22 protein-coding genes are annotated in these 23,353 nt (G+C 68.4%); 14 read left to right on the forward strand and 8 right to left on the reverse strand.

The features are described 5' to 3' along the window. From B1A74_RS09885 to arfB, 6 genes are all read left to right on the forward strand, one after another. A partial coding sequence (locus tag B1A74_RS09885) for a uracil-DNA glycosylase (RefSeq protein WP_208855993.1) occupies positions 1-303 on the forward strand: 303 nt, incomplete at its 5' end. A 49-nt stretch (positions 304-352) separates the two neighbouring features. Then, on the forward strand, positions 353-832 hold the full coding sequence (gene rimI / locus B1A74_RS09890) for a ribosomal protein S18-alanine N-acetyltransferase (protein ID WP_077244527.1): 480 nt from the start codon (positions 353-355) through the stop codon (positions 830-832). 131 nt (positions 833-963) lie between these two features. Then, on the forward strand, positions 964-1,761 hold the full coding sequence (locus tag B1A74_RS09895) for a tetratricopeptide repeat protein (RefSeq protein ID WP_018946901.1): 798 nt from the start codon (positions 964-966) through the stop codon (positions 1,759-1,761). Positions 1,762-1,853: 92 nt separating this feature from the next. Then, positions 1,854-3,446 (forward strand): peptide chain release factor 3, encoded by a 1,593-nt coding sequence (locus B1A74_RS09900; RefSeq protein WP_018946902.1) that lies wholly within the window; start codon positions 1,854-1,856, stop codon positions 3,444-3,446. A gap of 35 nt (positions 3,447-3,481) precedes the next feature. Next, positions 3,482-3,787 (forward strand): hypothetical protein, encoded by a 306-nt coding sequence (locus tag B1A74_RS09905; RefSeq protein WP_077244528.1) that lies wholly within the window; start codon positions 3,482-3,484, stop codon positions 3,785-3,787. A gap of 8 nt (positions 3,788-3,795) precedes the next feature. Further along, positions 3,796-4,218, forward strand: a complete 423-nt coding sequence (gene arfB / locus B1A74_RS09910; protein ID WP_018946904.1) for an alternative ribosome rescue aminoacyl-tRNA hydrolase ArfB — start codon at positions 3,796-3,798, stop codon at positions 4,216-4,218. A gap of 5 nt (positions 4,219-4,223) precedes the next feature. On the opposite strand, the gene B1A74_RS09915 is transcribed toward arfB, so the two are convergent. From B1A74_RS09915 to B1A74_RS09925, 3 genes are read right to left on the reverse strand one after another with little or no spacing between them, the layout of a single operon-like run. Beyond that, positions 4,224-6,581 carry a bifunctional diguanylate cyclase/phosphodiesterase gene (locus B1A74_RS09915; RefSeq protein WP_208855994.1) on the reverse strand — a complete coding sequence of 786 codons (2,358 nt, stop codon included), beginning with the start codon at positions 6,579-6,581 and terminating at the stop codon, positions 4,224-4,226. 1 nt (position 6,582) lies between these two features. Then, entirely contained in the window at positions 6,583-7,023 is a 441-nt protein-coding gene (locus tag B1A74_RS09920) for a rhodanese-like domain-containing protein (protein ID WP_018946906.1), read from the reverse strand. A 33-nt stretch (positions 7,024-7,056) separates the two neighbouring features. Then, a complete protein-coding gene (locus tag B1A74_RS09925) occupies positions 7,057-8,874 on the reverse strand; it encodes an ABCB family ABC transporter ATP-binding protein/permease (RefSeq protein ID WP_077244529.1) in 1,818 nt (605 codons plus the stop codon). 102 nt (positions 8,875-8,976) lie between these two features. Here B1A74_RS09925 and recQ point away from each other — a divergent pair, with 102 nt between their 5' ends. Then, on the forward strand, positions 8,977-10,878 hold the full coding sequence (recQ, locus tag B1A74_RS09930; protein WP_425274678.1) for a DNA helicase RecQ: 1,902 nt from the start codon (positions 8,977-8,979) through the stop codon (positions 10,876-10,878). A 26-nt stretch (positions 10,879-10,904) separates the two neighbouring features. Beyond that, positions 10,905-11,651: a DUF3581 family protein gene (locus tag B1A74_RS09935; RefSeq protein WP_077244530.1), complete on the forward strand. Its 747-nt coding sequence runs from the start codon at positions 10,905-10,907 to the stop codon at positions 11,649-11,651. Positions 11,652-11,677: 26 nt separating this feature from the next. Here B1A74_RS09935 and B1A74_RS09940 read toward each other — a convergent pair whose 3' ends face one another. Together B1A74_RS09940 and B1A74_RS09945 are read right to left on the reverse strand one after the other, a co-directional pair. Then, on the reverse strand, positions 11,678-12,133 hold the full coding sequence (locus tag B1A74_RS09940; protein WP_077244545.1) for a CZB domain-containing protein: 456 nt from the start codon (positions 12,131-12,133) through the stop codon (positions 11,678-11,680). A gap of 234 nt (positions 12,134-12,367) precedes the next feature. Beyond that, positions 12,368-13,300: a carbohydrate kinase family protein gene (locus B1A74_RS09945; RefSeq protein ID WP_077244531.1), complete on the reverse strand. Its 933-nt coding sequence runs from the start codon at positions 13,298-13,300 to the stop codon at positions 12,368-12,370. Between the two features lie 247 nt (positions 13,301-13,547). Between B1A74_RS09945 and B1A74_RS14350 the strand changes: the two genes are divergently transcribed. The 6 genes from B1A74_RS14350 (at position 13,548) to B1A74_RS09970 (ending at position 18,453) form a co-directional block, all read left to right on the forward strand. Then, a complete protein-coding gene (locus B1A74_RS14350) occupies positions 13,548-13,724 on the forward strand; it encodes a hypothetical protein (protein WP_018946912.1) in 177 nt (58 codons plus the stop codon). Next, positions 13,721-14,464, forward strand: a complete 744-nt coding sequence (locus B1A74_RS09950; protein WP_077244532.1) for an ABC transporter ATP-binding protein — start codon at positions 13,721-13,723, stop codon at positions 14,462-14,464. Before B1A74_RS14350 ends, B1A74_RS09950 begins: the two co-directional genes overlap by 4 nt. Positions 14,465-14,473: 9 nt before the next feature. Further along, positions 14,474-16,504, forward strand: a complete 2,031-nt coding sequence (locus B1A74_RS09955; protein ID WP_077244533.1) for an ABC transporter permease — start codon at positions 14,474-14,476, stop codon at positions 16,502-16,504. Positions 16,505-16,565: 61 nt separating this feature from the next. Then, positions 16,566-17,759 (forward strand): efflux RND transporter periplasmic adaptor subunit, encoded by a 1,194-nt coding sequence (locus B1A74_RS09960; RefSeq protein ID WP_077244534.1) that lies wholly within the window; start codon positions 16,566-16,568, stop codon positions 17,757-17,759. A gap of 108 nt (positions 17,760-17,867) precedes the next feature. Further along, positions 17,868-18,125: a type II toxin-antitoxin system RelE family toxin gene (locus B1A74_RS09965; RefSeq protein WP_244269205.1), complete on the forward strand. Its 258-nt coding sequence runs from the start codon at positions 17,868-17,870 to the stop codon at positions 18,123-18,125. Continuing rightward, on the forward strand, positions 18,118-18,453 hold the full coding sequence (locus B1A74_RS09970; protein ID WP_077244535.1) for a helix-turn-helix transcriptional regulator: 336 nt from the start codon (positions 18,118-18,120) through the stop codon (positions 18,451-18,453). The genes B1A74_RS09965 and B1A74_RS09970 overlap by 8 nt, the downstream gene beginning before the upstream one ends. A gap of 76 nt (positions 18,454-18,529) precedes the next feature. Here the strand turns inward: B1A74_RS09970 and acs are convergent, their stop codons facing one another. The 3 genes from acs to B1A74_RS09985 all read right to left on the reverse strand — a co-directional run bounded on the left by acs (position 18,530) and on the right by B1A74_RS09985 (position 23,212). Beyond that, a complete protein-coding gene (gene acs / locus B1A74_RS09975; protein WP_026288970.1) occupies positions 18,530-20,488 on the reverse strand; it encodes an acetate--CoA ligase in 1,959 nt (652 codons plus the stop codon). Positions 20,489-20,579: 91 nt separating this feature from the next. Next, positions 20,580-21,344 (reverse strand): 3'-5' exonuclease, encoded by a 765-nt coding sequence (locus tag B1A74_RS09980; protein ID WP_018946917.1) that lies wholly within the window; start codon positions 21,342-21,344, stop codon positions 20,580-20,582. Then, on the reverse strand, positions 21,341-23,212 hold the full coding sequence (locus B1A74_RS09985; protein ID WP_077244536.1) for a putative nucleotidyltransferase substrate binding domain-containing protein: 1,872 nt from the start codon (positions 23,210-23,212) through the stop codon (positions 21,341-21,343). Before B1A74_RS09985 ends, B1A74_RS09980 begins: the two co-directional genes overlap by 4 nt. Positions 23,213-23,353 lie beyond the last annotated feature (141 nt).

Consider the following 23,353-nt stretch of genomic DNA (forward strand, 5'->3'; position numbering starts at 1 on the left):
CCGCCCGACAATCGGGATCCGAAGCCGGAGGAGGCACGGGCCTGCCGCGGATTCCTGGATCGCCAGATCGAGGCGCTCGCCCCGGAGGTCATCGTGGCGCTGGGGCGGGTCCCGGCGCACCAGCTGCTGGAGACCGAGACCGCGGTGGGGCGCCTGCGCGGGCGCGTCCACGAGTATCGCGGCATTCCGCTGGTCGTGACCTGGCACCCGGCCTATCTGTTGCGTTCGCCGCGGGAAAAGGCGCGGGCCTGGGAGGACCTGCAGCGGGCGCGTGCGTGCCTGCCGTCCGCGGCCACCGACTGAACCACCGGCTCCATCCGGGGGGCGACTCCTGCACGAGGGAAGATGACCGATGAGTGCCGAAGCCCGAACCCGACCTGAACTGCGGCACATGCAGCTGGCCGACATCGATCGCGTGATGGTGATCGAGCGCCAGGCGTATGACTATCCCTGGACCGCGCGGATCTTTCAGGACTGCCTGAAGGTCGGTTACGACGGCTGGGTCCTCTCCGTGGATGGCCGCCAGGTGGGGCATGCGATCCTGACCGTGGCCGCCGGCGAGGCGCATCTGCTGAACCTGACGGTGGATCCGCGCTGGCAGGGCTACGGGCTGGGGCGTTTCATGTTGCGCCGTCTGCTGGGCTACGCATGCGGCGAGAGGGCCGAGGCGCTGTTCCTGGAAGTGCGCCCGTCCAATGCCGCGGCCGTGCAGCTCTACCGGTCGGAGGGCTTCGAGCACATCGGCACCCGACCGCGTTACTACCCGCTTCCCAGCGGCCGCGAGGATGCCTGGGTCCTGCGCCGCAGCTGCGAGGAACCGGCGGGGGCCTAGGGAAACGCTGATCAGCGTTTCCCTGGCGCATTCTGCGGTCAGGGTGCGCAAAAATGCATCGCCGGTTTTGCGGTTCCCCCAGCATGTGTCTATTCTCAGGGTCTTACGACTGACTCCGTATCGAGGCCGTGATGAAAAAGTCCCTTCTTGCCCTGGCCGCGGCCCTGCCGCTCGTGTTCACCGCCGGCCCCGCAGCGGCCACCGAATTCGGTTACGACGAAGCCGAACGTCAGCAGGAACTGCTGGGCGTCTGGTTCGGCATCCGTGAACGCAATGCGCAACGCGGCGACCGTGACGCGCAGTTCGACGTGGGCATGGCCCATTACACCGCGCGTGGCACCGAACAGGACGCGGCGGCGGCGGCCGAATGGTTCGCGCGGGCCGCCGAGCAGGGGCATGCGCGCGCGCACTACTTCCTCGGCTACCTCCATGCCACCGGACGCGGGGTTCCCGTGGACGCGGAGAAAAGCGGCGAACACTACCGTCGCGCGGCGGAACTGGGCGACATGGATGCCCAGTATCACCTCGGGCGCGACCTGCTGGCGGATGAATCGGCCGATCCGGCCGAAGCCGCGGAATGGATCGAACGCGCCGCCGGTCAGGGGCTGGCCTCCGCCCAGTATCACTGGGGCTACCTGCTGGAGACCGGGCGCGGGGTCGAGCGTTCGGTGGACGACGCCGTCGAGTGGTACGTGCTCGCGGCGGAGCAGGGCAACGACCAGGCCCAGCGCGGGCTCGGGCGCCTGCACATGGCCGGCCGCGGCGTGAATCGTGACCGGATCCAGGCCTGGGTCTGGTACAGCCTCGGCGACGACGCCGAGCACGTGGAACGCCTGGAGTCCCGCATGAGCGAGGCCGAACTGGCGGCAGCGCGCGAGAGCCTCGCCGAACAGCGCACGGCCATGCGCACCGAGGCCGCCGTGCGCTGAACCGCTTGCGCGGTGGGCGAGGCCGCGCCGCCCAATGCGGCGGGCGGAATACGTTAGAATGTCGGGCTTTCTCCCCGTACGGGACCCGACCGATGTCCTTTGTCGACGAGACCGCCCGCCGCCGGACCTTTGCGATCATCTCGCATCCGGACGCGGGCAAGACCACCATGACCGAAAAGCTCCTGCTGTACGGCGGCGCGATCCAGCTCGCCGGTACGGTCAAGGGGCGCAAGTCCGCGCGCCACGCCACCTCCGACTGGATGGCGATGGAGCAGTCGCGCGGGATCTCGGTCACCTCCTCGGTGATGCAGTACCCCTACAAGGGGCGCATGGTGAACCTGCTGGATACCCCGGGGCATGCGGACTTTTCCGAGGATACCTACCGCACGCTGACCGCCGTGGATTCCGCGCTGATGGTCATCGACGCGGCCAAGGGCGTGGAGGACCGCACCATCAAGCTGATGGAGGTCTGCCGCCTGCGCGACACCCCGATCATGACCTTCGTCAACAAGATGGACCGCGAGGGGCGCGAGCCGATCGAACTGCTGGACGAGGTCGAGGAGGTGTTGAAGATCCAGTGCGCCCCCGTCACCTGGCCGATCGGCAGCGGCAAGCGTTTCCGCGGCGTCTATCACATTCGCCGCGATGCGGTGCACTTGTACGACCCGGAGCAGGGCGGCAAGAAGTCCACCGGCGAGATCATCGAGGGCCTCGACAACCCGCGCCTCGACGAGGTCCTGGGGACCCAGGCCGAAGAGCTGCGCGAGGAACTGGAGCTGGTGCAGGGCGCCTCGCACGAGTTCGACCCGGACGCCTATCTGCGCGGTGAGCAGACCCCGGTATTCTTCGGCTCGGCGATCAACAACTTCGGCATCGAGGAGCTGCTGGACGACTTTGTCGAGTACGCCCCGGGGCCGCTGCCGCGTCCGACGTATTCGCGCAGGGTGGAACCCACCGAGGAGAAGTTCACCGGGTTCGTGTTCAAGATTCAGGCGAACATGGATCCCAATCACCGCGACCGCATCGCGTTCATGCGCATCTGTTCCGGCACCTTCGACAAGGGCGCGAAGCTGCGTCACGTGCGCATCGGGCGCGACGTGAAGGTTCCGGACGCGCTGACCTTCCTGGCCTCCGATCGCGAACACGTGGAGACCGCCTATCCCGGCGACATCATCGGCATCCACAACCACGGGACCATCCGCATCGGCGACACCTTTACCCAGGGCGAGGATCTGACGTTCAAGGGCATCCCCAACTTCGCGCCCGAGCTGTTCCGCCGTGCGCAGCTGAAGGATCCGCTGAAGATGAAGCAGCTGACCAAGGGGCTGCAGGAGCTGTGCGAGGAGGGCGCGACCCAGCTCTACCGCCCGCTGACGAACAACGACCTGATCCTGGGGGCGGTGGGGGTGCTGCAGTTCGACGTGGTCGCCGAACGCCTGCGCACCGAGTACAAGGTGGAGGCGCAGTTCGAGAACGTGAACGTGCAGACCGCGCGCTGGGTGGAAAGCGACGATCCGAAGAAACTGGCGGAGTTCAAGGAAAAGGCGGCGAACAACCTCGCCCTGGACCACGCCGGAGATCTGGTCTATATCGCTCCGACACGGGTCAATCTGCAGATGGCCGAGGAAAAATGGCCGGAGATCCGGTTCCTCGCCACCCGCGAGCACGGACAGCCGGGCGACTGACCCGCGCCGATCGCGGCGCGGCGCTGGAGGCAGCGATGATATTTCGACACCGGGCCGCACTGGCGGTCGTGATGGTTCTGGCCCTGGGGGGCTGCTCGCTGGAGACCGGGGAGCGCGGCGGCAACGGCTTCGAGCCGCGGCCGGGAACGGTCGAGGAGCTCGAGCCGTTCCATGCCTTCATCGACACCCGCCCGACCCCCGAGGAATTCCGGCGGGTCTATCCCGATGTGACGCTGGTGCTCCCGGGCGACATCGCCACGCACGAATACCGTACTGACAACAGCCGCTTTTTCGCCGAACTCGACGACGACGGCCGCATCATCGATGGCGAGTTCCGCTGAGCCTCCCGATGCTGAAGATCTCCGGTAATGTGAGCATCCCCGACGCGGAGATCGAGCTGACGCCCATCCGCGCGCAGGGTGCCGGCGGGCAGAACGTCAACAAGGTGGCCACCGCCATCCATCTCCGCTTCGACATCCATGCCTCCGCGAGCCTGCCCGAGGTCTATCGCGAACGCCTGCTGCGCCGGCGCGACCGGCGCATCACCCGTGACGGCGTGATCGTGATCAAGGCACAGCAGTACCGCACGCAGGAGGCCAATCGCGAGGATGCCCTGGAGCGCCTGGCCGAGCTGCTGCGCGAGGCCGGACAGCCGGTGAAGAAGCGGCGCCCGACGCGACCGCCCCGTGCCGCCAAACTGCGCCGGCTGGACGCCAAGACCCGCCGCGGGCGCAGGAAGGCCCTGCGCGGGCGCGTCGACCCCGGCGACTGAGCTCGTCAGGGCAGCAGCGCTTCCAGGCTTTGCGCGGGCATGGCGCGGTGGAACAGGAAGCCCTGGAAACGTCTGCAGCCGCGCTGTCCGAGGAACTCCTGCTGGGCGGGCGTCTCGACCCCTTCGGCCACGACCTCCAGCCCCATGGTGCGAGCAATGGCGAGGATGGTGGTTACGATCTCGGCGTCGCCCGGATCGTGTTCGAGGTCGCGCACGAAGGAGCGGTCGATCTTCAGTTCGGTCACCGGCAACCTCTTGAGATAACCGAGCGACGAGTAGCCGGTGCCGAAATCGTCCAGCGCGAGGCCGATGCCCAGCGCGCGCAGCTCCTGCAGGTTGGTCATCAACTGTTCCGATTCGTCGGCCATCACGCTCTCGGTGATCTCGAGTGTCAGTCGCTGCGGCGGGGCGCCGGTCTCCTTCAGCAGCTGGCGCACCTCGTCGAGCAGCCGGGCATCGCGCAGGTGAGGAGCGGAGAGATTGACCGCGAGCTGCAGGGCCTCGGCGCCGGGGATGTTGCGCCAGCGGGCCAGGTGCTCGCAGGCCTGGCGCAGGGCCACCCGGCCGATCGCGAGGATCTGACCGCTCTGCTCTGCCACGGGGATGAATTCGGCGGGTGAAACCTCCCGGGGATCGCCCGGGTTCCAGCGCATCAGGCCTTCGGCACCGATCAGGTGGCCGTCGGCGTCCACCTGCGGCTGCAGGTGAAGGAGCAGCTCATCGGCATCCAGTGCGTCCCGCAGGGCCCGTTCCAGTTCCGCCCGCCGCTGCAGCTGACGCTGCATCTCCGGGTCGTAGAAGCGCATTGTGTCGCGACCGTCATGCTTGGCCTGATACATCGCGAAATCCACCTGCTTGAGCAGTTCCTCGCTGGTGTCGCCGCCCTGCGGGAACACGGTGACGCCGATGCTGGCCTGGATGACATGCTGGATCCCGTCCAGTATCAGCGGCTCCCGAATATGGTCCAGCAATTTGGCGGCGAGCTTGCCGGCATCCGCGACCGCCTGATCCTGGTCGGGCTTGAGCTCTTCCAGCAGGACCACGAATTCGTCTCCACCGATGCGCGCCACCGTGTCCTGCAGGCGGACCTGTCCCTGCAGGCGCTGTGCGACCAGCGTCAGCAGCCGGTCGCCGACCGAATGGCCGCGAGTGTCGTTGAGGGTCTTGAAGTTGTCGAGGTCGATCAGCAGCAGGGCCGAGGGCCGCCCGGACTGTTCGGCGGCGCGGATGGCGTGGTCCAGGCGCTCGTGCAGCAGGCGGCGGTTGGCCAGGCCGGTCAGCGGATCGAGAAAGGCGAGGCGGGCGTCTTCTTCGACTTCCAGCATGCGCCGCAGCCGCTCCACCATGTCCAGAGTGGCGCCCTGGAGGGTGGCGACTTCCCGCAGCCGCGAATCGCGGCGGATGCGGGTGGTGAACCGTCCCTGGCCCACGTCCTCGAGAGTGGCCACCGCCTCGCGCAGCGGTCGCAGGGCGCGCCCCAGCCAGAAGTACAGCGCCCAGCCGATCAGGAGGAGGGCGACGATCGCCCCGGCGCGCGTGGCGTTGTTGATGAAGCGCTGGGTTGTAACCGAGTCGGTGATGTCGCGGATGACCACGATGTTGCCGGTGACGTCCTCGCCATCGAACGGGGTCAGCGGCAGGTGCACCGCGAGTTCATGACGTCCGGCGGCGGTCGTGCGTCGTGCCGCGGCCCGGTTCAGCATGGGGCCGGGGTTGGGCAGGGCCACCGCGGGTGCAGTATGTTCCACCCGCCCCCCGGCGTCCAGCAGCGCCGCGCGGGTATCCGCTTTGCCCGCGAGGGTGTCGAGGGCGGACCCGGCCAGCGATTGCAGCGGCACGACCACGCCGACCAGCTGCCCCTGGTCGTACAGCGGGATGGTCAGGCCGGCGAAATAACGCCCCTCCGGAGTACGGTGCAGGCCCTGGTGGATGCGGCCGTCGTCCAGCGTGGCACGAGCCAGCGGACACTCGGTGGAATCCTCGAGAACGGAGTCAAAGCGGCGTTCGCCGTCGGCGTCATAAATGACCAGGCCGCTGGCGACGCCCGCGGCGGTCAGTCGGTTGTGCAGCGGGTCGGCATAGCCCGCCACCGGTTCGTCGCCGGCAAGCGCCTCGCGCAGCGCCCGGTTGCGGGTGACCGCGGTGGCTTCGCTGCGCAGCGCCTGCAGTTCGGCCTCCAGCACCTGTTGCCAGGCGGCTTCCTGGGTTTCCATGGCAAAGCGGTCGAGCCGCTGGTCCGCCTGCTGCAGGGCCAGATGGGCGCCGGTAGCCAGCGCGGCAGCCAGCAGGGCCAGGCCGGTGAAAACAGCCAGAGCAATCGCTGTTCGCAGCCGAATCACCCGCGCCTCCGCTCCGGACTCCATCTCATTCGAAGGGGTAGTTCCGGCGGCTCCACTCGGGGTAGCCACCGGGGAAGTAGTGGAGGTCGTCGAAGCCCCATTCCAGTGCGCGGCGGATGGCGGCCTCGGTGCGCCAGCAGTCGAATTCGTTGCAGTAGAGGACCACCGGCCGGTCCCGGCCTCCGGCGACTTCGAGCAGGGCCTCGCGGGTGAAGCGGTTCCGCGGGTCGTCGGCGTCGCGCATGATGGTCAGGTTGATGGCTCCGGGAATGCGGCCGGCGCGATAATCCGCGGCCAGCCGCACGTCCACGAACGGTAGCCCCTCGCGAAACAGTCTCCAGGCGTCGTCCGCATCGATCCGGGTGGTGTCCGCGATGGATTCCGGGGCCCGGTAATCGTCATCGGCATCGGCGGTCGCAACCGTCAGGGCCAGCAGACACCAGAGCAGGAGGATCGGGGGGTTCATCGCCACCGCGGTTCACGAGTTTTGAGAAATGTATCACGAGTTGTCGGTGAATTCCGAGGCGTCACCGGCCTCGGACTGCTGGTGGTGCCACAGGCGCGCATACGTGCCGTTGCGGGCGAGAAGCTCGTGATGGTTGCCGGTTTCGGCCACCCGACCGTGCTCCAGGACCACGATGCGGTCGGCGTGCTTTACCGTGGACAGGCGGTGGGCGATCACCAGTGTCGTGCGGCGCGCGGAGACCTCGTCCAGCGCCTGCAGGATGCCCTTCTCGGTGTCCGAGTCCAGCGAGGAGGTGGCTTCGTCGAACACCAGGATGGGCGGGTCCTTCAGCAGCATGCGGGCGATCGCGATGCGCTGTTTCTCGCCGCCGGACACCTTCAGGCCGCGTTCGCCGACTACCGTGTCCAGGCCATCGGGCAGACGCGCGATGAACCCTTCCAGATGCGCCAGGCGCGCCACCCGCTCGATCGCCGCGTCACTGGCGGACGGATCGCCGTAGGCGATGTTGTAACGGATGGTGTCGTTGAACAGCACGGTGTCCTGCGGAACCATGCCGATCGCCCGGCGCACGCTGGCCTGGGTCACGTCGCGCAGGTCCTGACCATCGATGGTGATGCGCCCGCCGGTAACGTCGTAGAAGCGGAACAGCAGCCGCGACAGGGTGGACTTGCCGGCCCCGCTGGGGCCCACCACTGCAATCCGTTTCCCGGCCGGCAGGTCGATGTTCACGTCCTCGAGGATCGGACGTTCCGGCTGGTAGTGGAAATCCACGTGCTCGAAGCGCACGTGCCCGGCGCCGACTTCCAGGTCCGGCGCATCCGGCCGGTCCTCGACCTGCACGGGCTTCTCCAGCAGCCCGAACAGGCGCTCGATGTTGGCCAGCGACTGACGGATCTCGCGATAAACGAAGCCGAGGAAATTCAGCGGAATGAACAGCTGGATCATGTAGGCGTTGACCATCACCAGGTCGCCCAGCGACATCGAGCCGTCGGCCACCCGCGCGGCGGCAAGCAGCATCATCACCGTGATGGCTACCGCGATGATCAGGGCCTGCCCGGAGTTCAGCAGCACCAGCGACAGCACGTTCTTCGTGCGTGCCTGTTCCCAGGCCGCCAGTCCGCGGTCGTAGCGTTCGGCCTCGTAATCTTCGTTACCGAAGTACTTGACCGTTTCGTAGTTGAGCAGGCTGTCGATCGCCCGGGTATTGGATTCGTTGTCGCGCTGGTTGGCCTCGCGCACGAAGCGCGTGCGCCACTCGGTGACCCAGATGGAGAAGGCTGCGTAGACCGCCACCGCGATCAGCACGGTGAACATGAACACCGGCCCCACGGCGAACAGCAGGATGACGGCCACCAGCAGGATCTCGATCAGCGTCGGCAGGATGTTGAACACCATGAAGCGCAGCAGGAAGCTCATGCCGCTGGTGCCGCGCTCGATGTCCCGGGCCAGGCCGCCGGTCTCGCGTGCCAGATGGAACCCCAGCTCCAGCCGGTGCAGGTGCTGGAAGACCCGCAGCGAGGCGCGCCGCATTGCGCGCTCCGCCACGCGCACGAACACCGCGTCGCGCAGCTCGCCGAAGAAGGTCCCGCCGAAGCGCAGCAGCCCGTAGCCCAGCACCAGCGCCACAGGCACGGTCACCAGCGCCTCCGCCCCGGCGTCCTCGAAGTGCTCGACAATGTACTTCAGGGCCACCGGCACGGCCACGGTGGCCAGCTTGGCCAGGGCCATCAGGCCCAGCGCCAGGAACATCCGCCCGCGGAATTCGGACAGATACGGCAGCAGGCTGCGCACGATGCGCCAGTTGACCGCGTTGTCGGGGGCGTCGTGGACCGAAGAGCCGAAACCGCGCATGGAAAGTCACCCGGATGAAGGGAGCGCGTAGCCTACTATGCACACCAGGAGGCTGCCCGTTCTTGCGCCCGGCGCGGGGCCTGGGGCAGTCTGAACAGCTTAATGGCAACGCAGGTGGACCGTCCGGTGGAAGGGAATCAGACCGCAGCAACACCGGCGCAGGGAAGCGCCCCGGAAACCATCCTGCGCGAGACGTTTGGCTACCAGGCCTTTCGCGGACAGCAGCAGGCGGTGGTGGAGCATGTCGCCGGGGGCGGCGACGCCCTGGTGCTGATGCCCACCGGAGGGGGCAAGTCGCTCTGCTACCAGATCCCGGCACTGGCGCGGCGTGGCTGCGCCATCGTCATCTCGCCCCTGATCGCGCTGATGCACGACCAGGTGCAGGCCCTGCGGCAGAACGGCGTGGCCGCGGCCGGGCTGGATTCGGGGCAGGACGAGGCCACCGCGCGCGGTGTGCTGGCTGCGCTGCACGCCGGGGAGCTGGATCTGCTTTATCTCTCTCCGGAACGGCTGTTCGCGCCCGGGATGCTGGATCGCCTGGAAGGGCTGGAGCTGGCGCTGTTCGCGATCGACGAGGCGCATTGCGTATCCCAGTGGGGGCACGATTTCCGTCCCGAGTACGGGCGCCTGGCGGTGCTGGCGGAGCGTTTCCCGTCGGTGCCGCGCATTGCCCTGACCGCCACCGCGGACGAACCCACCCGCGAGGAGATCCGCGAGCGCCTGCGCCTGGAGTCGGCGCGGATGTTTGTCAGTTCCTTCGATCGGCCCAACATCCGCTACCGGGTCGGGGCCGCCGACGGATCGTCCGGCCCGCCGCGCGAGCGCCTGCTGCGCTTCATCCGCGAGGAACACCCGGGCGAGGCGGGCATCGTTTACTGCCTGTCGCGGCGCAAGGTGGACGAAACCGCCGAATGGCTGGCGGCGCGCGGCGTGACCGCGCTTCCCTATCACGCCGGCTTGCCGGCGGCGACGCGCGCCGAGCACCAGCGTCGCTTCCTGCGCGAGGATGGCGTGGTGATGGTCGCGACCATTGCCTTCGGCATGGGCATCGACAAGCCGGACGTGCGCTTTGTCGCCCATCTGAGTCTTCCCAAGAGCCTGGAGGGCTACTACCAGGAGACCGGCCGTGCCGGACGCGACGGGCTGCCGGCCGATGCCTGGATGCTCTACGGGCTGCAGGACGTGGTCACGCTGCGGCAGATGCTGCAGGACTCGGATGCCGGCGAGGAGCGCCAGCGAATCGAGCAGCAGAAGCTGGAGGCGATGCTGGGCTTCAGCGAACTGACCACCTGCCGCCGTCAGGCCCTGCTCGCGTGGTTCGGCGAGACCCTGCCCGAGCCCTGCGGTTACTGCGACAACTGCCAGGACCCGCCGGCCACCTGGGATGCCACGGTGGCGGCGCAGAAGCTGCTTTCATGCATCTACCGCACCGGCGAGCGCTTCGGCGCCGGTCACGTGATTGCGGTCCTGCGCGGCAGCCGCAGCGAGCGGCTCACCCGCCTCGGCCACGACCGGCTGAGCACCTTCGGGATCGGGACCGAACTGGATGAGCGCCAGTGGCGCGGCATGGTGCGCCAGCTGCTGGCGCGCGGCCTGCTGCGTCTGGATCCCGAGGGTTACGGCGGGCTGCGGCTGGATCCCGCCTGCCGCGGCGTACTGCGTGGCGAGGAAGCCCTGCATCTGCGCCACGAGGCCGTCGCCGGGGGGCGTCCCGCGCCCGCCTCGCGCCGCGAGACGGCGCGTTCGGTCGCCGGTCTGGATGCGGAAGACCGGGCCTTGTGGGACACTCTGCGCAGGCTGCGTCAGAAACTCGCGGCGGACCAGGGCGTGCCGCCCTACGTGATCTTCAACGACGCCACCCTGCTGGAGATGGTGGCCGGCACACCGCGCACTCCGGATGAGCTGCTGGGCATCTCCGGGGTCGGGCAGCACAAGCTGGATCGCTACGGCGAGGCCTTTCTGGCGGCGATCCGCGAACACCTGGGACTGGAAGTCCGGGAATAACGAGAACGAAGTTCGGGGAGAGTCGAGTGACCCGCATATCATTTCTGGAAGATTTCTACCGCTATCAGGACGGGCAGCTCGTGGTGACCCCGGAGCAGGGGAGCCGGTTTGCCAAGGCCGTGGCCGGGGACTTCAACCCCATCCATGACGCCGATTCGCGGCGGTTCTGCGTACCCGGTGATCTGCTTTTCGCCCTGGCGCTGGACGCCTGGGGCGCCAGTGCCTCGATGAACTTTCGCTTTACCGGCATGGTGGGCGGCAACGCCCCCGTGCATTTCCCGGAGGATCCCGGCGAACAGGTCGCCATTACCGACGAGAACGGCAAGAGCGTGGTCGAGATCGAGCGTTCCGGGGCGGTGGTCGAGGACCCGGCCGCGATCGAGTCGCTGATCCGTAGCTACGTGTCGTTCTCCGGGCAGAACTTCCCGCACGTGCTGGTGCCGCTGATGCGCGAGCATCAAGTGATGGTGAATCCCAAACGTCCGCTGGTGATGTACGAACGCATGGGGTTCGAACTCCCCGAGCCGCTGGCGGCCGCGGCCGCCGTGCCGGAGCCGCGCCTGAAGGACGCGGTGATGACGGTTAATGGCAAGCGCGGCGAGATCCGCCTGGATTACGAGCTGGTGACCGAAGGGGCGGTGGTCGCTCGGGGCAGCAAGCACCTGGTCCTGAGTGGCCTGCGGCCGTTCGACGAGGCCGATGTCGAGCAGCTGGTCGCGGACTACGAGAGCTGGAAGGCGGCCTGGGCGCAGTCGGGGTCGGCGACCGCCTGAGAATCCGGGCGGCCGCCGGTGCCGCCTCAGGCGCGCACCGCCTCCGCGAACTGCTCTTCTTCCATCTCCCGGATCTTCTTCTCCAGCGCGTCGAGGTGGTGCACCACGCTGCGCGAGGCCTCCTCCAGTGCCTCCATGTGCATCCGGATCAGCGGTTCGTTCCGCTCGTGCTGGCGCCGGGCGAAACCCAGCAGTTTCGAAAACATCGAGGCGTTTTCTTCCTCGGTGACCAGTTTGAAGATCTCCGCGTACGCCTGATGCAGGTGACGGTGGGCCTCGTCGATTGCCTCGAATTCTGGAAAATCGTTGAGCGCCTGACCGTCACTGAAATACCACTGCCCGAACGGGCAGTCGGTGTGCAGTACGGGGATCTGGTCCTTTTCCACCGGTACACCCTGGGTGAGAAGTTCGGCGCGGCCGACCCAGGCGAGGTGGGCACGTTTGGCCTGGTGCAGACGGTCCAGGACTTCCTGCTTTTCCATGTCGTTGTCCTCGTCAATGAGCACGATTCCGGGCGAAGGCCGGAAATTGATCCCACACTAGCAAAGTCCATTTGATTATTGAAGGAATAGGCGTGCATTCATGTTGCACGCGCCTGCATGTTCTCCGGGGGGCGGGACCCTCGGGCCCAAAAAAGCCCGGGTCCCCCAAGGGGAGCCCGGGCCGGAAGCTCGCCGGAACCCGGCCATCGCGGCCGGATTCGGTGAGGGGCTGCCTCAGTAGCGGTAGCCGAAGGCCTTCTCGAACTTGTCGGCGAATTCCTCGGCCGAGAAGTGGTGGTTCTGGGTGCCGGAGTGGGCGATCTTGATGGAGCCGATCAGCGACGCGATGCGGCCGGTCGTCTCCCAATCAAAGCCCTTCTCCAGGCCGAACAGCAGGCCGGCACGGTAGGCGTCGCCGCAGCCGGTCGGGTCCTTGATCGCGGCCGGTTCCACCGACGGGATGGTGATCTTCTTGCCGCCGGTGTAGATGTCGGAGCCGTCGCCGCCACGGGTGACGATCATCGCGTCCACCATCTCCGCCAGCTGCTCCATGCTCATGCCGGTGCGATCGGCGGTCAGCTGCGCCTCGTAGTCATTGAACGCGGCATAGGTGGCGTTCTCCATGAAGCGCTTCAGGTCGTCGCCGTCGAACATCGGCAGGCCCTGGCCCGGGTCGAACATGAACGGGATGCCGGCATCGGCGAACTGCTGGGCGTGCTCGATCATGCCGTCACGGCCGTCCGGGGAGACGATGCCGACCTTGATGCCGTCGGCGTCGGTGACCTTCTGCTGGTGCGAGAAGCCCATCGCGCCCGGATGGAAGGCGGTGATCTGGTTGTCGTCCTGGTCGGTGGTGATGAAGGCCTGACCGGTGTAGGTGTCCCGCAGCTCCTTCACGAACTTGCGCGAGATGCCGTGCTTGTCCATCCAGTCGGCGTAGGGGGTGAAATCGCCGCCCACGGTGGCCATCACGGTCGGATCGGCGCCCAGCAGCTTCATGTTGTAGGCGATGTTGCCGGCGCAGCCGCCGAACTCGCGACGCATGTCCGGGACCAGGAAGGACACATTCAGCATGTGCACCTTGTCCGGGAGGATGTGGTTCTTGAAGCGGTCGGGGAACACCATGATGGTGTCGTAGGCCATGGACCCACAGATCAGAGCGGACATGTTGACTCCTTGCGTTGTTGAAGCGGTTCGGATGATGCCGATGTGGCGTCAAAACGGCCCTGCGGCGCGCGATTGCGGGGTGCGCGGCGCGTCTGCGGCGGGCCGGACGGTGCGCACAGGGTAAATATTTGGGCGCAAAACAACAAATCGGGGTCTCGCGCAACTCGCGATGAGGGGGGACGGGGCGCCGCCATGTGGGGGCCTTTGTGGCAGCATTGGGGTATTGCCGCGAGCGAGGGCCTGTCCGATGAAACCACGCATCCTGATCCCGATCCTGATCCTCCTGCTGTTGCTGCTGAGCCTGTGGTCGGCGGGTCTGGACGGCAACGGCGGCGGTCTGCTGCCGGGTGCGCCGGACAGCGGGGCGGCCCCGGCGGCCGAACCTCCGGCCCCGGTGGCGCGGGTAACCTCGATTCCGGGATGAACGCCATCCCGGCCCCGGCCGCCGGTTTCGGCCGGCGCGAGGTCATCTTCCATGCGAGCGGGGTGACCCGGGTCTATCTCATGGGCGAGGTCACCATCCGGGCGCTGCGTGGGGTGGACCTGGAGGTCTACGCCGGCGAGCTGGTAGTGATGCTGGGCGCGTCGGGCTCCGGCAAGTCGACGCTGCTGAACATCATGGGCGGGCTGGATACCGCGTCCGAGGGCGAGGTGCGCTACCGCGACCAGGATCTGGCGCAGGCCTCCGAGCGCACGCTGACGGCCTTTCGCCGCGACCATGTGGGCTTCGTGTTCCAGTTCTACAACCTGATCGCCAGTCTGACCGCACGCGAGAACGTGGCCATCGTCACCGAGATCTCGCGCGATCCGATGCCGCCGGAGGAGGCGCTGGCGCTGGTGGGGCTGGAGGACCGCATGGACCACTTTCCGTCGCAGCTCTCCGGCGGCGAGCAGCAGCGTGTGGCCATCGCCCGCGCGATCGCCAAGCAGCCGGCGGTGCTGCTGTGCGACGAGCCCACCGGCGCGCTGGACTCGCAGACCGGGATCCGCGTGCTGGAGGTGCTGGCGCACATCAACGAGCGGCTGAACACCACGGTCGCGATCATCACCCACAACGCGGTCATCGGCGAGATGGCCGACCGGGTAATCCATCTGCGCGATGGCCGGGTCGATTCCATCGAGGAGAACCCGCAGCGGGCGGACCCGGCCACCCTGCGGTGGTGACGCGTACCCGTGCGCACCCTGCATCTCAAGGTCCTTCGCGATCTCGCCCGGCTGCGCGGACAGGCGGCGGCGATCGCGCTGGTCATCGCCAGCGGGGTGCTGACCCTGGTGTTCTCGGTGATGGGCCATGACGCACTGAGCCTGACGCAGGAACGTTTCTACGCCGAGCGCCACTTTGCCGATGTCTTCGCCGAGGTGAACCGGGCCCCGCGGCGGATCGCCGATCCGCTGCGCGAGATCCCCGGGGTGGCCGAGGTTGAGCCGCGGGTGCGCGCGCCGGCGCGGCTGGAACTGGACGGCTTCGACGACCCGATCCGTGGCCAGGTGCTGTCGCTGCCGGACGGGCGCCAGCCGGCCCTCAACCAGCTGCACCTGCGCGAGGGACGCCTGCCGGAACGGGCCCGCTCCGACGAGGTGGTGGTCAGCGACGGCTTTGCCGAGGCCCACGGGCTGGTTGCCGGGGATACGCTGCGGCTGATCATCGGGGGGCGACTGGTCGAGGTGCGCGTCAGCGGCATCGCACTGTCACCGGAGTTCGTCTACCAGGTCTCGCCGGGGCATCTGATGCCGGACTACGAGCGCTACGCGATCCTGTGGATGAACGAAAGCGCGCTGGCTGCCGCCTGGGGCATGGAAGGGGCGTTCAACAGCCTGAGCGTGAGCCTGCAGCGCGATGCCGACCGCGCGGCGGTGATCGACGCGCTGGACGTTGCCCTCGCGCGCTATGGCAGCACCGGCGCCCATGGCCGCGACGAGCTGTTCTCGCACGAGTTCGTCACCCTGGAGATCCAGCAGCTGGGCATCATGGCGGTGGTGGTGCCGGCGATCTTCCTGCTGGTCTCGGCGTTTCTGCTGCACGTGGTGATGGGGCGCATCATCCGCGGGCAGCGCGACCAGATCGCGATCCTCAAGGCGTTCGGCTACGGCAACCTCGCGATCGCGTGGCATTACGTGCTGCTGACGACGCTGATCGTGCTGACGGGCAGTGTCGCGGGGATCGCCCTGGGGGCGTGGACCGCGCACGCCCTGGTCGACCTGTACATGGAGTACTTCCGCTTCCCGGAGCTGAACTTCCGCCTGCAGGGATGGCTGGTGCTGCTGGCGGTGGGGGTGGCGATGGTCGCGGCCCTGCTGGGCACCCTGCAGGCGGTGTGGCAGGCGGTGCGCATGCAGCCGGCGGAGGCGATGCGTCCGCCGGCGCCGGAACGCTTCCGCCGCGGCTGGCTGGAGGGTTCGGCGCTGATGCGGGGTCTGGGACAGTCCTCCCGCATCATCCTGCGCAATCTCGCGCGCCACCGGCTCAAGGCACTGGCGTCGGTGATCGGGATCGGCCTGTCCGGCGGACTGCTGCTGATCGGGGCCTACCAGCTGCAGGCGGTGGGACACATGATCGACCAGCAGTACCGGGTGACCCTGCAGATGGATGTCGACGAGCCGATGGGTACCGGGGCCTATATCCGGCGCGACGCGCTGCATCGGCTGAAAGGCGAGGGCCCGGCGGTGACCGGCGCCTGGCTGCTGGTCGACTCCGAATACGAAGACGCGCTGTATGCCTCGCTGTCCGAACAACCCGAGGTGGCCAGCGTGGAGCGGGTGCGCGAGGCCGAGGCCAATGTGCGCGAATACATGGAGGAAACGGTGCTCGCGTTCGCGGCGGTATTCGTGCTGCTGGCCGGCTCGATCGCCTTCGCGGTGACCTACAACAACGCCCGTATCGCGTACGCCGAGCGCGAACGCGAGCTGGCCACGCTGGAGGTGCTGGGGTATTCGCGGGCGCAGGTCAGCTGGGTCCTGCTGGGCGAGATCGCGCTGGTCAGCCTGGCCGCCATCCCGGTGGCCTGGGCCAGCGGTACCGGGTTCGCCTGGCTGCTGAACCAGGCCCTGACGCTCGAGTTCGTGCGCCTGCCGTTCATCATCACGCCGCAGCTGTACGGCTTCGCCGCGCTGGGGATCATTGTGGCCTCCACGCTGTCCGGCCTGCTGATCCTGCGCCGGCTGCGCGGCCTGGACCGCGTGCAGGCCCTGAAGGCCGCGGAATGACCCCCGGTGTCCGGAACGCTCGTCTGCGGCGCGGGGGCGCGGGATCTGCGAGACTGAGGAAATGGTGTTGAAGAAGCGAATCACGGCGGGACTGGTGGTGCTGGCGGGTGCCGCAGCGCTGGTGTGGGCGCTGAGCCCGCGGCCGGTCGCGGTGGCGGTCAGTGAGGTGAAGTCCGGGCCGTTCACGGAGACCCTGCGCGAGGAAGGGCGCACGCGGCTGCGCGATACCTGGGAGGTGTCCGCGCCCATCGCGGGATTCCTGCATCGCGTGCACCTGGAAGAGGGCGATGCGGTAGCCGCCGGCGATGAACTGTTCCGCATGGAGCCGCTGCCGGCGCCGGGGCTGGATGCGCGCTCGCGCGAGCAGGCCCGCGAGCACCTGGCCGCGGCACGCTCGCGTCTGCAGGGGGCACGGGCCAGCCTCGAGGATCTGCGGGCCGAGGCGCGGCTGGCGGAGTCGGAGTACCGGCGTCACCGCGAACTGTTCGAGGACGGGGCGGTGTCCGCCAGCGATCTGGAGCGGGTGGAGACCCGGCGTGATCGCGCCCGCTCGACGGTGGAGGCAGGCGAGTCGGCGGTGGAGGTCGCTCGCAGCGAGGTCGAGGCGGCGCGGGTGATCCTGGACATCGCCACCGGCGAACGCAGCGAGGAGGAAGCCGAATCGCTGGCCGTGCGTGCGCCGGCCGGCGGCGTGGTGCTGCACCGGCATCGCTGCTGCGAGGGCACGGTCGTGGCCGGCGAACCGGTGCTGGAGCTCGGGGATCCGGCGGATCTGGAGGTGCAGGTGGACCTGCTGTCGATGGATGCGGTGCGGGTAACGCCGGACATGCGTGTGCGTCTGATCGACTGGGGTGGCGATGAGGCGCTGGAGGCCCGGGTGCGCCGGCTGCGGCCGGCGGGCTTCACGCGGACCTCGGCGCTGGGGGTGGACGAGCAGCGCGTGCCGGTCCTGCTCGAAGTGGATGCGGAAGAGGCCCGCAAGGCGGGGCTGGTGGTGGGCTACCACGTGGAGGCCGAGTTCCTGCTGTGGGAAGGCGAGGACGTGCTGCAGATCCCCACCAGCGCCCTGTTCCGCGAGGACGGTGAATGGGCGGTGTTCGTGGTGGAAGAAGGCCGGGCGCAGCCGCGCCGGGTCGAGGCCGGCCGCCGCAGCGATTTCACCACGCAGATCCGCGAGGGTCTGGAGGCCGGGGAACGGGTGGTGACTCGGCCGGGCGACCAAGTGCAGGCCGGGACCCGTGTGATCGCCGACTAAGGTGCGAGGTTTATTTCCCCGATAGTGAGGCAGGATCTCTCGAGGTACTCCAGTCTTGACATGGTGTTCGCTTGGAGCGAATACTGCCGTGAGTAAGGGATGGATGACATGGACGTCAGGTTTACGACTAAAGCGATCAAGGAACTGAAGAAGGCCGGAGCGGCCAGCGACCTTGTCCTGGCAAAAATCCGGCAATATGCGGCCGAGCCGGACAGCCTGGCGAACAATGTGAAGGCGCTGAAAGGCCGAGAGGAATATCGACTTCGCGTCGGGGATTACCGGGTGCTGTTCGTGATCCTTCAAGACGGCACCATGACCATCATGGAAGTCACCGCCATTCGCCATCGGAGCAAAGCCTATGACTGAAACGGCCGAGCAAATCACTCTTGATCGGGGCGAGTATGAGGCCCTGCTGGCGCGTCTGGAGGATGCCGAAGATCGGGCCGTCATCGCCGAGCGGCGGAATGATCCCACCCTGCCCCTTGCCGCGGTCGAACGTCACCTGGCCGGGGAAAGCCTTGTGACCCTCTGGCGGGAAGAACGGGGGCTATCCCAGCGCGCCCTGGCCTCCGCAGCCGGTATCTCGCCCGCGATGCTGAATGAAATCGAGCGGAAGAAAAAGGTGCCCTCCATCGTGACCGCCCGTGCCCTGGCCGATGCGCTCGGCGTGGGCCTGGACGATCTGTTTGCTTGAGCGCCCGGGCGCGGGGCCGTGAACCTGGTGCCTCGGCAGGCGTACCAGGTTCGGATCGCGGCCCCCGTGCCCGGCGTCAGGCCTTGCCCTGCAGCTGTGGGATGACCGCCTCGTTCTCCAGGGTGGAGGTGTCCGAGGTGATCTCCTCGCCCTTGGCGATGGAGCGCAGCAGGCGCCGCATGATCTTGCCGGAACGGGTCTTGGGCAGGCCGTCGGCGAAGCGGATGTCGTCGGGCTTGGCGATCGGGCCGATCTGCTCGCCCACCCATTCGCGCAGTTCCTTGACCATCTTTTCGGCTTCCTCGCCGGTCAGGCGGTCACTCTGGAGGATGACGAAGGCGACGATGGCCTCGCCCTTCACATCGTGTGGACGGCCGACCACTGCGGCTTCGGCGACTTCCTGGTGGGCCACCAGTGCGGATTCGACTTCCATGGTGCCCATGCGGTGCCCGGAGACGTTGAGCACGTCGTCGATGCGGCCCATGATCCAGAAGTTGCCTTCGGCGTCGCGACGCGCGGAGTCGCCGGCGAGGTAGTACTTGCCGCCGAACTTGGGCCAGTAGGTGTCCTTGTAGCGCTGGTCGTCGCCCCACACGGTGCGCAGCATGGACGGCCAGGGCTTCTTGATGACCAGGTAGCCGCCCTCGTCGGCGCCCAGGCTGTTGCCGTCCTCGTCCACTACGTCGGCGTCGATACCCGGAAGGGCGCGGGTGCAGGAGCCCGGGACCAGGGTGGTGGCGCCGGGGATCGGGGCGATCATGTTGGCGCCGGTCTCGGTCTGCCACCAGGTGTCCACGATGGGGCAGCGCTCGCCGCCGACCTCGCGGTAGTACCACATCCACGCCTCGGGGTTGATGGGTTCGCCCACGGTGCCCAGCAGGCGCAGTTTCGACAGGTCGTAATGCGCGGGCAGCTCGGGGCCGGCCTTCATCAGCGCGCGGATGGCGGTGGGGGCGGTATAGAACACGGTCACGCCGTGGTCCTGGCACATCTTCCACCAGCGCCCGGCGTCCGGAACGGTGGGCACGCCCTCGTAGACCACCTGCGTCGCGCCCACCGCCAGCGGGCCGTAGGCGACGTAGGTGTGGCCGGTGATCCAGCCGACGTCGGCAGTGCACCAGAAGATATCGTCGCCCTGCAGGTCGAACACCCATTCGTTGGTGATGATCGCGCCCAGCAGGTAGCCGGCGCTGGAGTGCTGGATGCCCTTGGGCTTGCCGGTGGAGCCGGAGGTGTAGAGCAGGAACAGCGGGTGTTCGGATTCCACCCACTCCGGTTCGCAGTCGACCGATTCGCCGTCCACCGCCTCTTCCCACCAGACGTCGCGGCCTTCGTGCATGGTCACGTCGTTGCCGGCGCGCCGGCAGACGATGACCTTCTCGACCTCGGCGGGGTTGCTGGCCAGCGCCTTGTCCACGCCCGCCTTCAGGCCCACGACCTTGCCGCCGCGCTCGCCGCCGTCGGCGGTGATGATGACGGTGGCGCCGGAGTCCACCACGCGGTCGCGCAGCGCATCCGCGGAGAAGCCGCCGAACACCACCGAGTGGATCGCGCCGATGCGGGCGCAGGCCTGCATGGCGATCACGGCCTCCGCGTTCATGGGCATGTAGATGACCACGCGATCGCCCTTCTCCACGCCCATGCCCTTGAGGGCATTGGCCAGCTTGCCGACCTCGTTGTAGAGCTCGCGGTAGGTGAGGTTGCGGGTATCGCCGTTTTCGGCCTCGAAGCGGATCGCGGTCTTGTTGCCGCGGGCCTCCAGGTGGCGGTCGATGCAGTTGTAGGAGACGTTCATGCGCCCGTCGGCGAACCAGCGGAAATGCGGGGCGTTCGAGCTGTCCAGGCCCTCGGTGAAGTCGGTCTGCCAGTCGATCTTCTGCCGGGCCAGATCGCACCAGAACCCCTCGTAGTCGGCCCGCGCCTTGTTGTGCAGGGCCTCCACGTCCTCCGGCTTCAGCCGGGCGTTCGCGGTGAATGCCGCCGGCGGATCGAAATGGCGGGTCTCGGTCAGGGTGGACTCGATGGTGTCGCTCATGCGGGCCTCCATGTTCTGCGTGGTTCCAGCGGATTCGTCGGGGTTGGGTCTCACGGGCGCGAGGATAGCATGCCTGCCGGCCGTGTCCGGCCTACCAGAGCCGTCGCGGCCGGAACAGCACGCGTCCCAGCGGCAGCTCGCCCGTCGGATCGCGTTCGGCGATCAGCGCGGCGAACAGTTCGGCGGCCCCGAGTGCGTCCAGCAGGGCGTCGTGGGTGCGCCGGGCGGGCAGATTGTATTCGCCGCGCAGTACGTGCAGCCGCAGCCCCCGGGCCGGGATCGGGCGGCCGGCGCGCCGCCGCGAGGTTTCGGCCAGACGCAGGGTGTCGACCACCGCCAGTGGGGGGCGCGTGCCGTAGTGACGTTCGCAGGCGCGGGCCAGAAAGCCCAGCTCCAGGGCTGCGTGATGGGCGATCAGCACGCGGCCGTCGAGGGCCCGGAACAGCGCATCCAGGGCCTCGCCGGGCGTGCCGCCGGTCGCTGCCCGGTGGTCGGTGATGCCATGGATCACCGCACTCTGTTCCGGTACCTCGCGTTGCGGTCGTACCAGTACGTGTCCGGCGGTTGCCAGGTCGATGCTGGTGCCATCCAGCGCCACCCAGCCAATGCTCAGGATGGCGTCGCGTTGCGGGTCCAGACCGGTGGTCTCGATGTCCACCGCGAGAAAGCGGGTGCGGGCTACCGGCTGTGACGGGGCGGGCGGCGGCGTGTTCAGGCAGTCCCTCAGCGCCCCGGCGGGGGCCTGGCTCCGGGCGTGGTCTCGCGCACGGCAGAAGCGCCAGTAGCCCGGCGCCAGCCAGAACGCGGCGCGACCGGGGGCGCAGGCCTCGCGTTGCGGGGCGGCGGCGCGGGTCATACCTCGCCTTCGCCTCCCAGGGCCGCCCGGGTGGCTCGATCCACGCGCACGAAGGCGGCCTTCAGCCGGCTGCGTTCCAGCCCGGAGAGTTCCGTCGGGTCCACGTGGTTGTCCGGGGCTTCGCCGGCGGCGATCCGTCGCGCCTGATGGCGGGCCCGGACCCCGGCAATGAAGCGGAATGCCTCTTCCAGCTCCCGGGTACTGTCCGGGTCGAGGACCCCGGCGTGAGCGGCGGCGCGCAGGCGTTCCAGGGTCCCGCGGGCATCGGCTCCGGCGCGCAGGGCGCAGACCCGCGCCAGGGCCACCACCGGTAGCAGGCCGCGTTTCTTCAGGTCCAGGGCCGGAGTGTGCTCGCCATCGTGTTCGAGCACGAAGCGGCGGAAAAAACCCAGCGGGGGGCGTACTTCGCGGGCCTGCACCGCCATGGCCGTGTGCGCCGCCTCGTGGCGGCAGCCGTCGTCCAGCGCCTGCTCCCGCAGGGGCGTGAAGAGATCGCCACGGCCGTGGATTACCCGCAGGTCGAGGTAATGCGCGGCCAGGCGGGCCTCCTGCGCGTCCGGCCGGGTGAAGGCGCGCCGGAAGGTTTCCTGCCAGGTGCTGGCGGGGCCGCGCCAGGCCGCGTGGGTGGGGTCGACGCCGCCGGGGCAGCGCCGGATGCCGCAGGCGTCCAGCCCGTCGGTGACCTCGCGCGCCAGTTCGGCGAACCAGTCGTCGGCGTCGTTCGGGGCACCGTCGTCCCAGATGAGAGCCGTGTCCTGGTCGGTATGGGCCAGCTGTTCGTGGCGGCCCTGGCTGCCGCTGGCCAGCCAGGCCCATGCGGCCGGAGCGGGCCCCAGACGGGCTTCGGCCAGTTCGATCAGGCATCGGGTCAGGGTGTCGACCACCAGCGTGATTACCTGCGCGGTGCGCAGGGCGTCCACTCCGGCCTCGGTGAGCCGGACCTGAAGGCGGGCCAGGCCCTGCATGTGCTGGCACAGTTCTTCCTGCGAGCCGGCCCGGCGCAGGTCACGGATCAGATGCACCGCGCTGGTGCCCTGGTGCCGGATCAGGTCGGTCCCGGAGAGGATGCCGGCCAGACGGCCTCCGGCCGGTTCCACCACCGGCAGGTGATGGATGTCGCGGCGTGCCATCTCCAGCAGGGCCTCGAAGACCGGGGTTTCTCCGGTAACGGTGACCAGATCCCGGGCCATGCACTGATGCACCGGGGTGTCCGCGGGCAGGTCCTGCGCCAGGGCATGGCGCAGGTCGGTATCGGTGAGCAGGCCGGCGGGTCGGTCCGGGTCTTTGGCCGTGTGCAGGACCAGGGCCGAGACATCCGCGTCGGTCATGAGCCGGGCCGCCTCGCGCAGCGAGATGTCCGACTGCCCCTGCAGAACCTGCGGGCTCATCAGGGTGGAGACCGGCGTGGTCAGCAGGGCGTCCGGTCCGCCCTCGGTGGCGTGCATTACCGCGTTCTCGCCGTCCGGTGCCACCGGCGCGCCCGGGGTACGCAGGAAATCAGCCAGTTCCGGATGACGGGTCGCGAGGTCCTCGGCGCGGGGCCCGGGAAGGTGATAGACCAGTGCGTCCTCGGTCACGCGTCCGTGCTCACCGGCCACTCCGCTTCCCCAGGCGCCGTCGGCGACCCGGGCCACGTCGCCTTCGCCCAGCCGGTCGTGCAGCCGGTCGCCGGCGTCCAGCAGGTCGATGGCGCCGGTGTGCACGATCCACAGCCCGTCGCTGTCCCCTTCGGGCGGGAACGGCGCGCCGTGGCGCAGGTAGCGCAGGGTCAGGCGGCGCACCATCGCGGAGCGGGTCTCCGCGGACAGCTCCGCGAGATCCGGCGACTGATCGAGGAATTCGCGGATCTCGTCGAGTTCGGCGTTCATCCCGGTACTCCGTGGATGGCTGGCTGGGGTGTCGCGAGGATCGTCCGCAAGCCCACCCGCGTGGATTTGCGGACGATCCCCGAGAGAAATACCTCGGGGATCGTCCCGGGCCCGGCCTGGTGGCCGGCCCCGGAAGCGGAT

The organism is Thioalkalivibrio halophilus, from assembly GCF_001995255.1.
Taxonomy (GTDB): Bacteria; Pseudomonadota; Gammaproteobacteria; order Ectothiorhodospirales; family Ectothiorhodospiraceae; genus Thioalkalivibrio; species Thioalkalivibrio halophilus.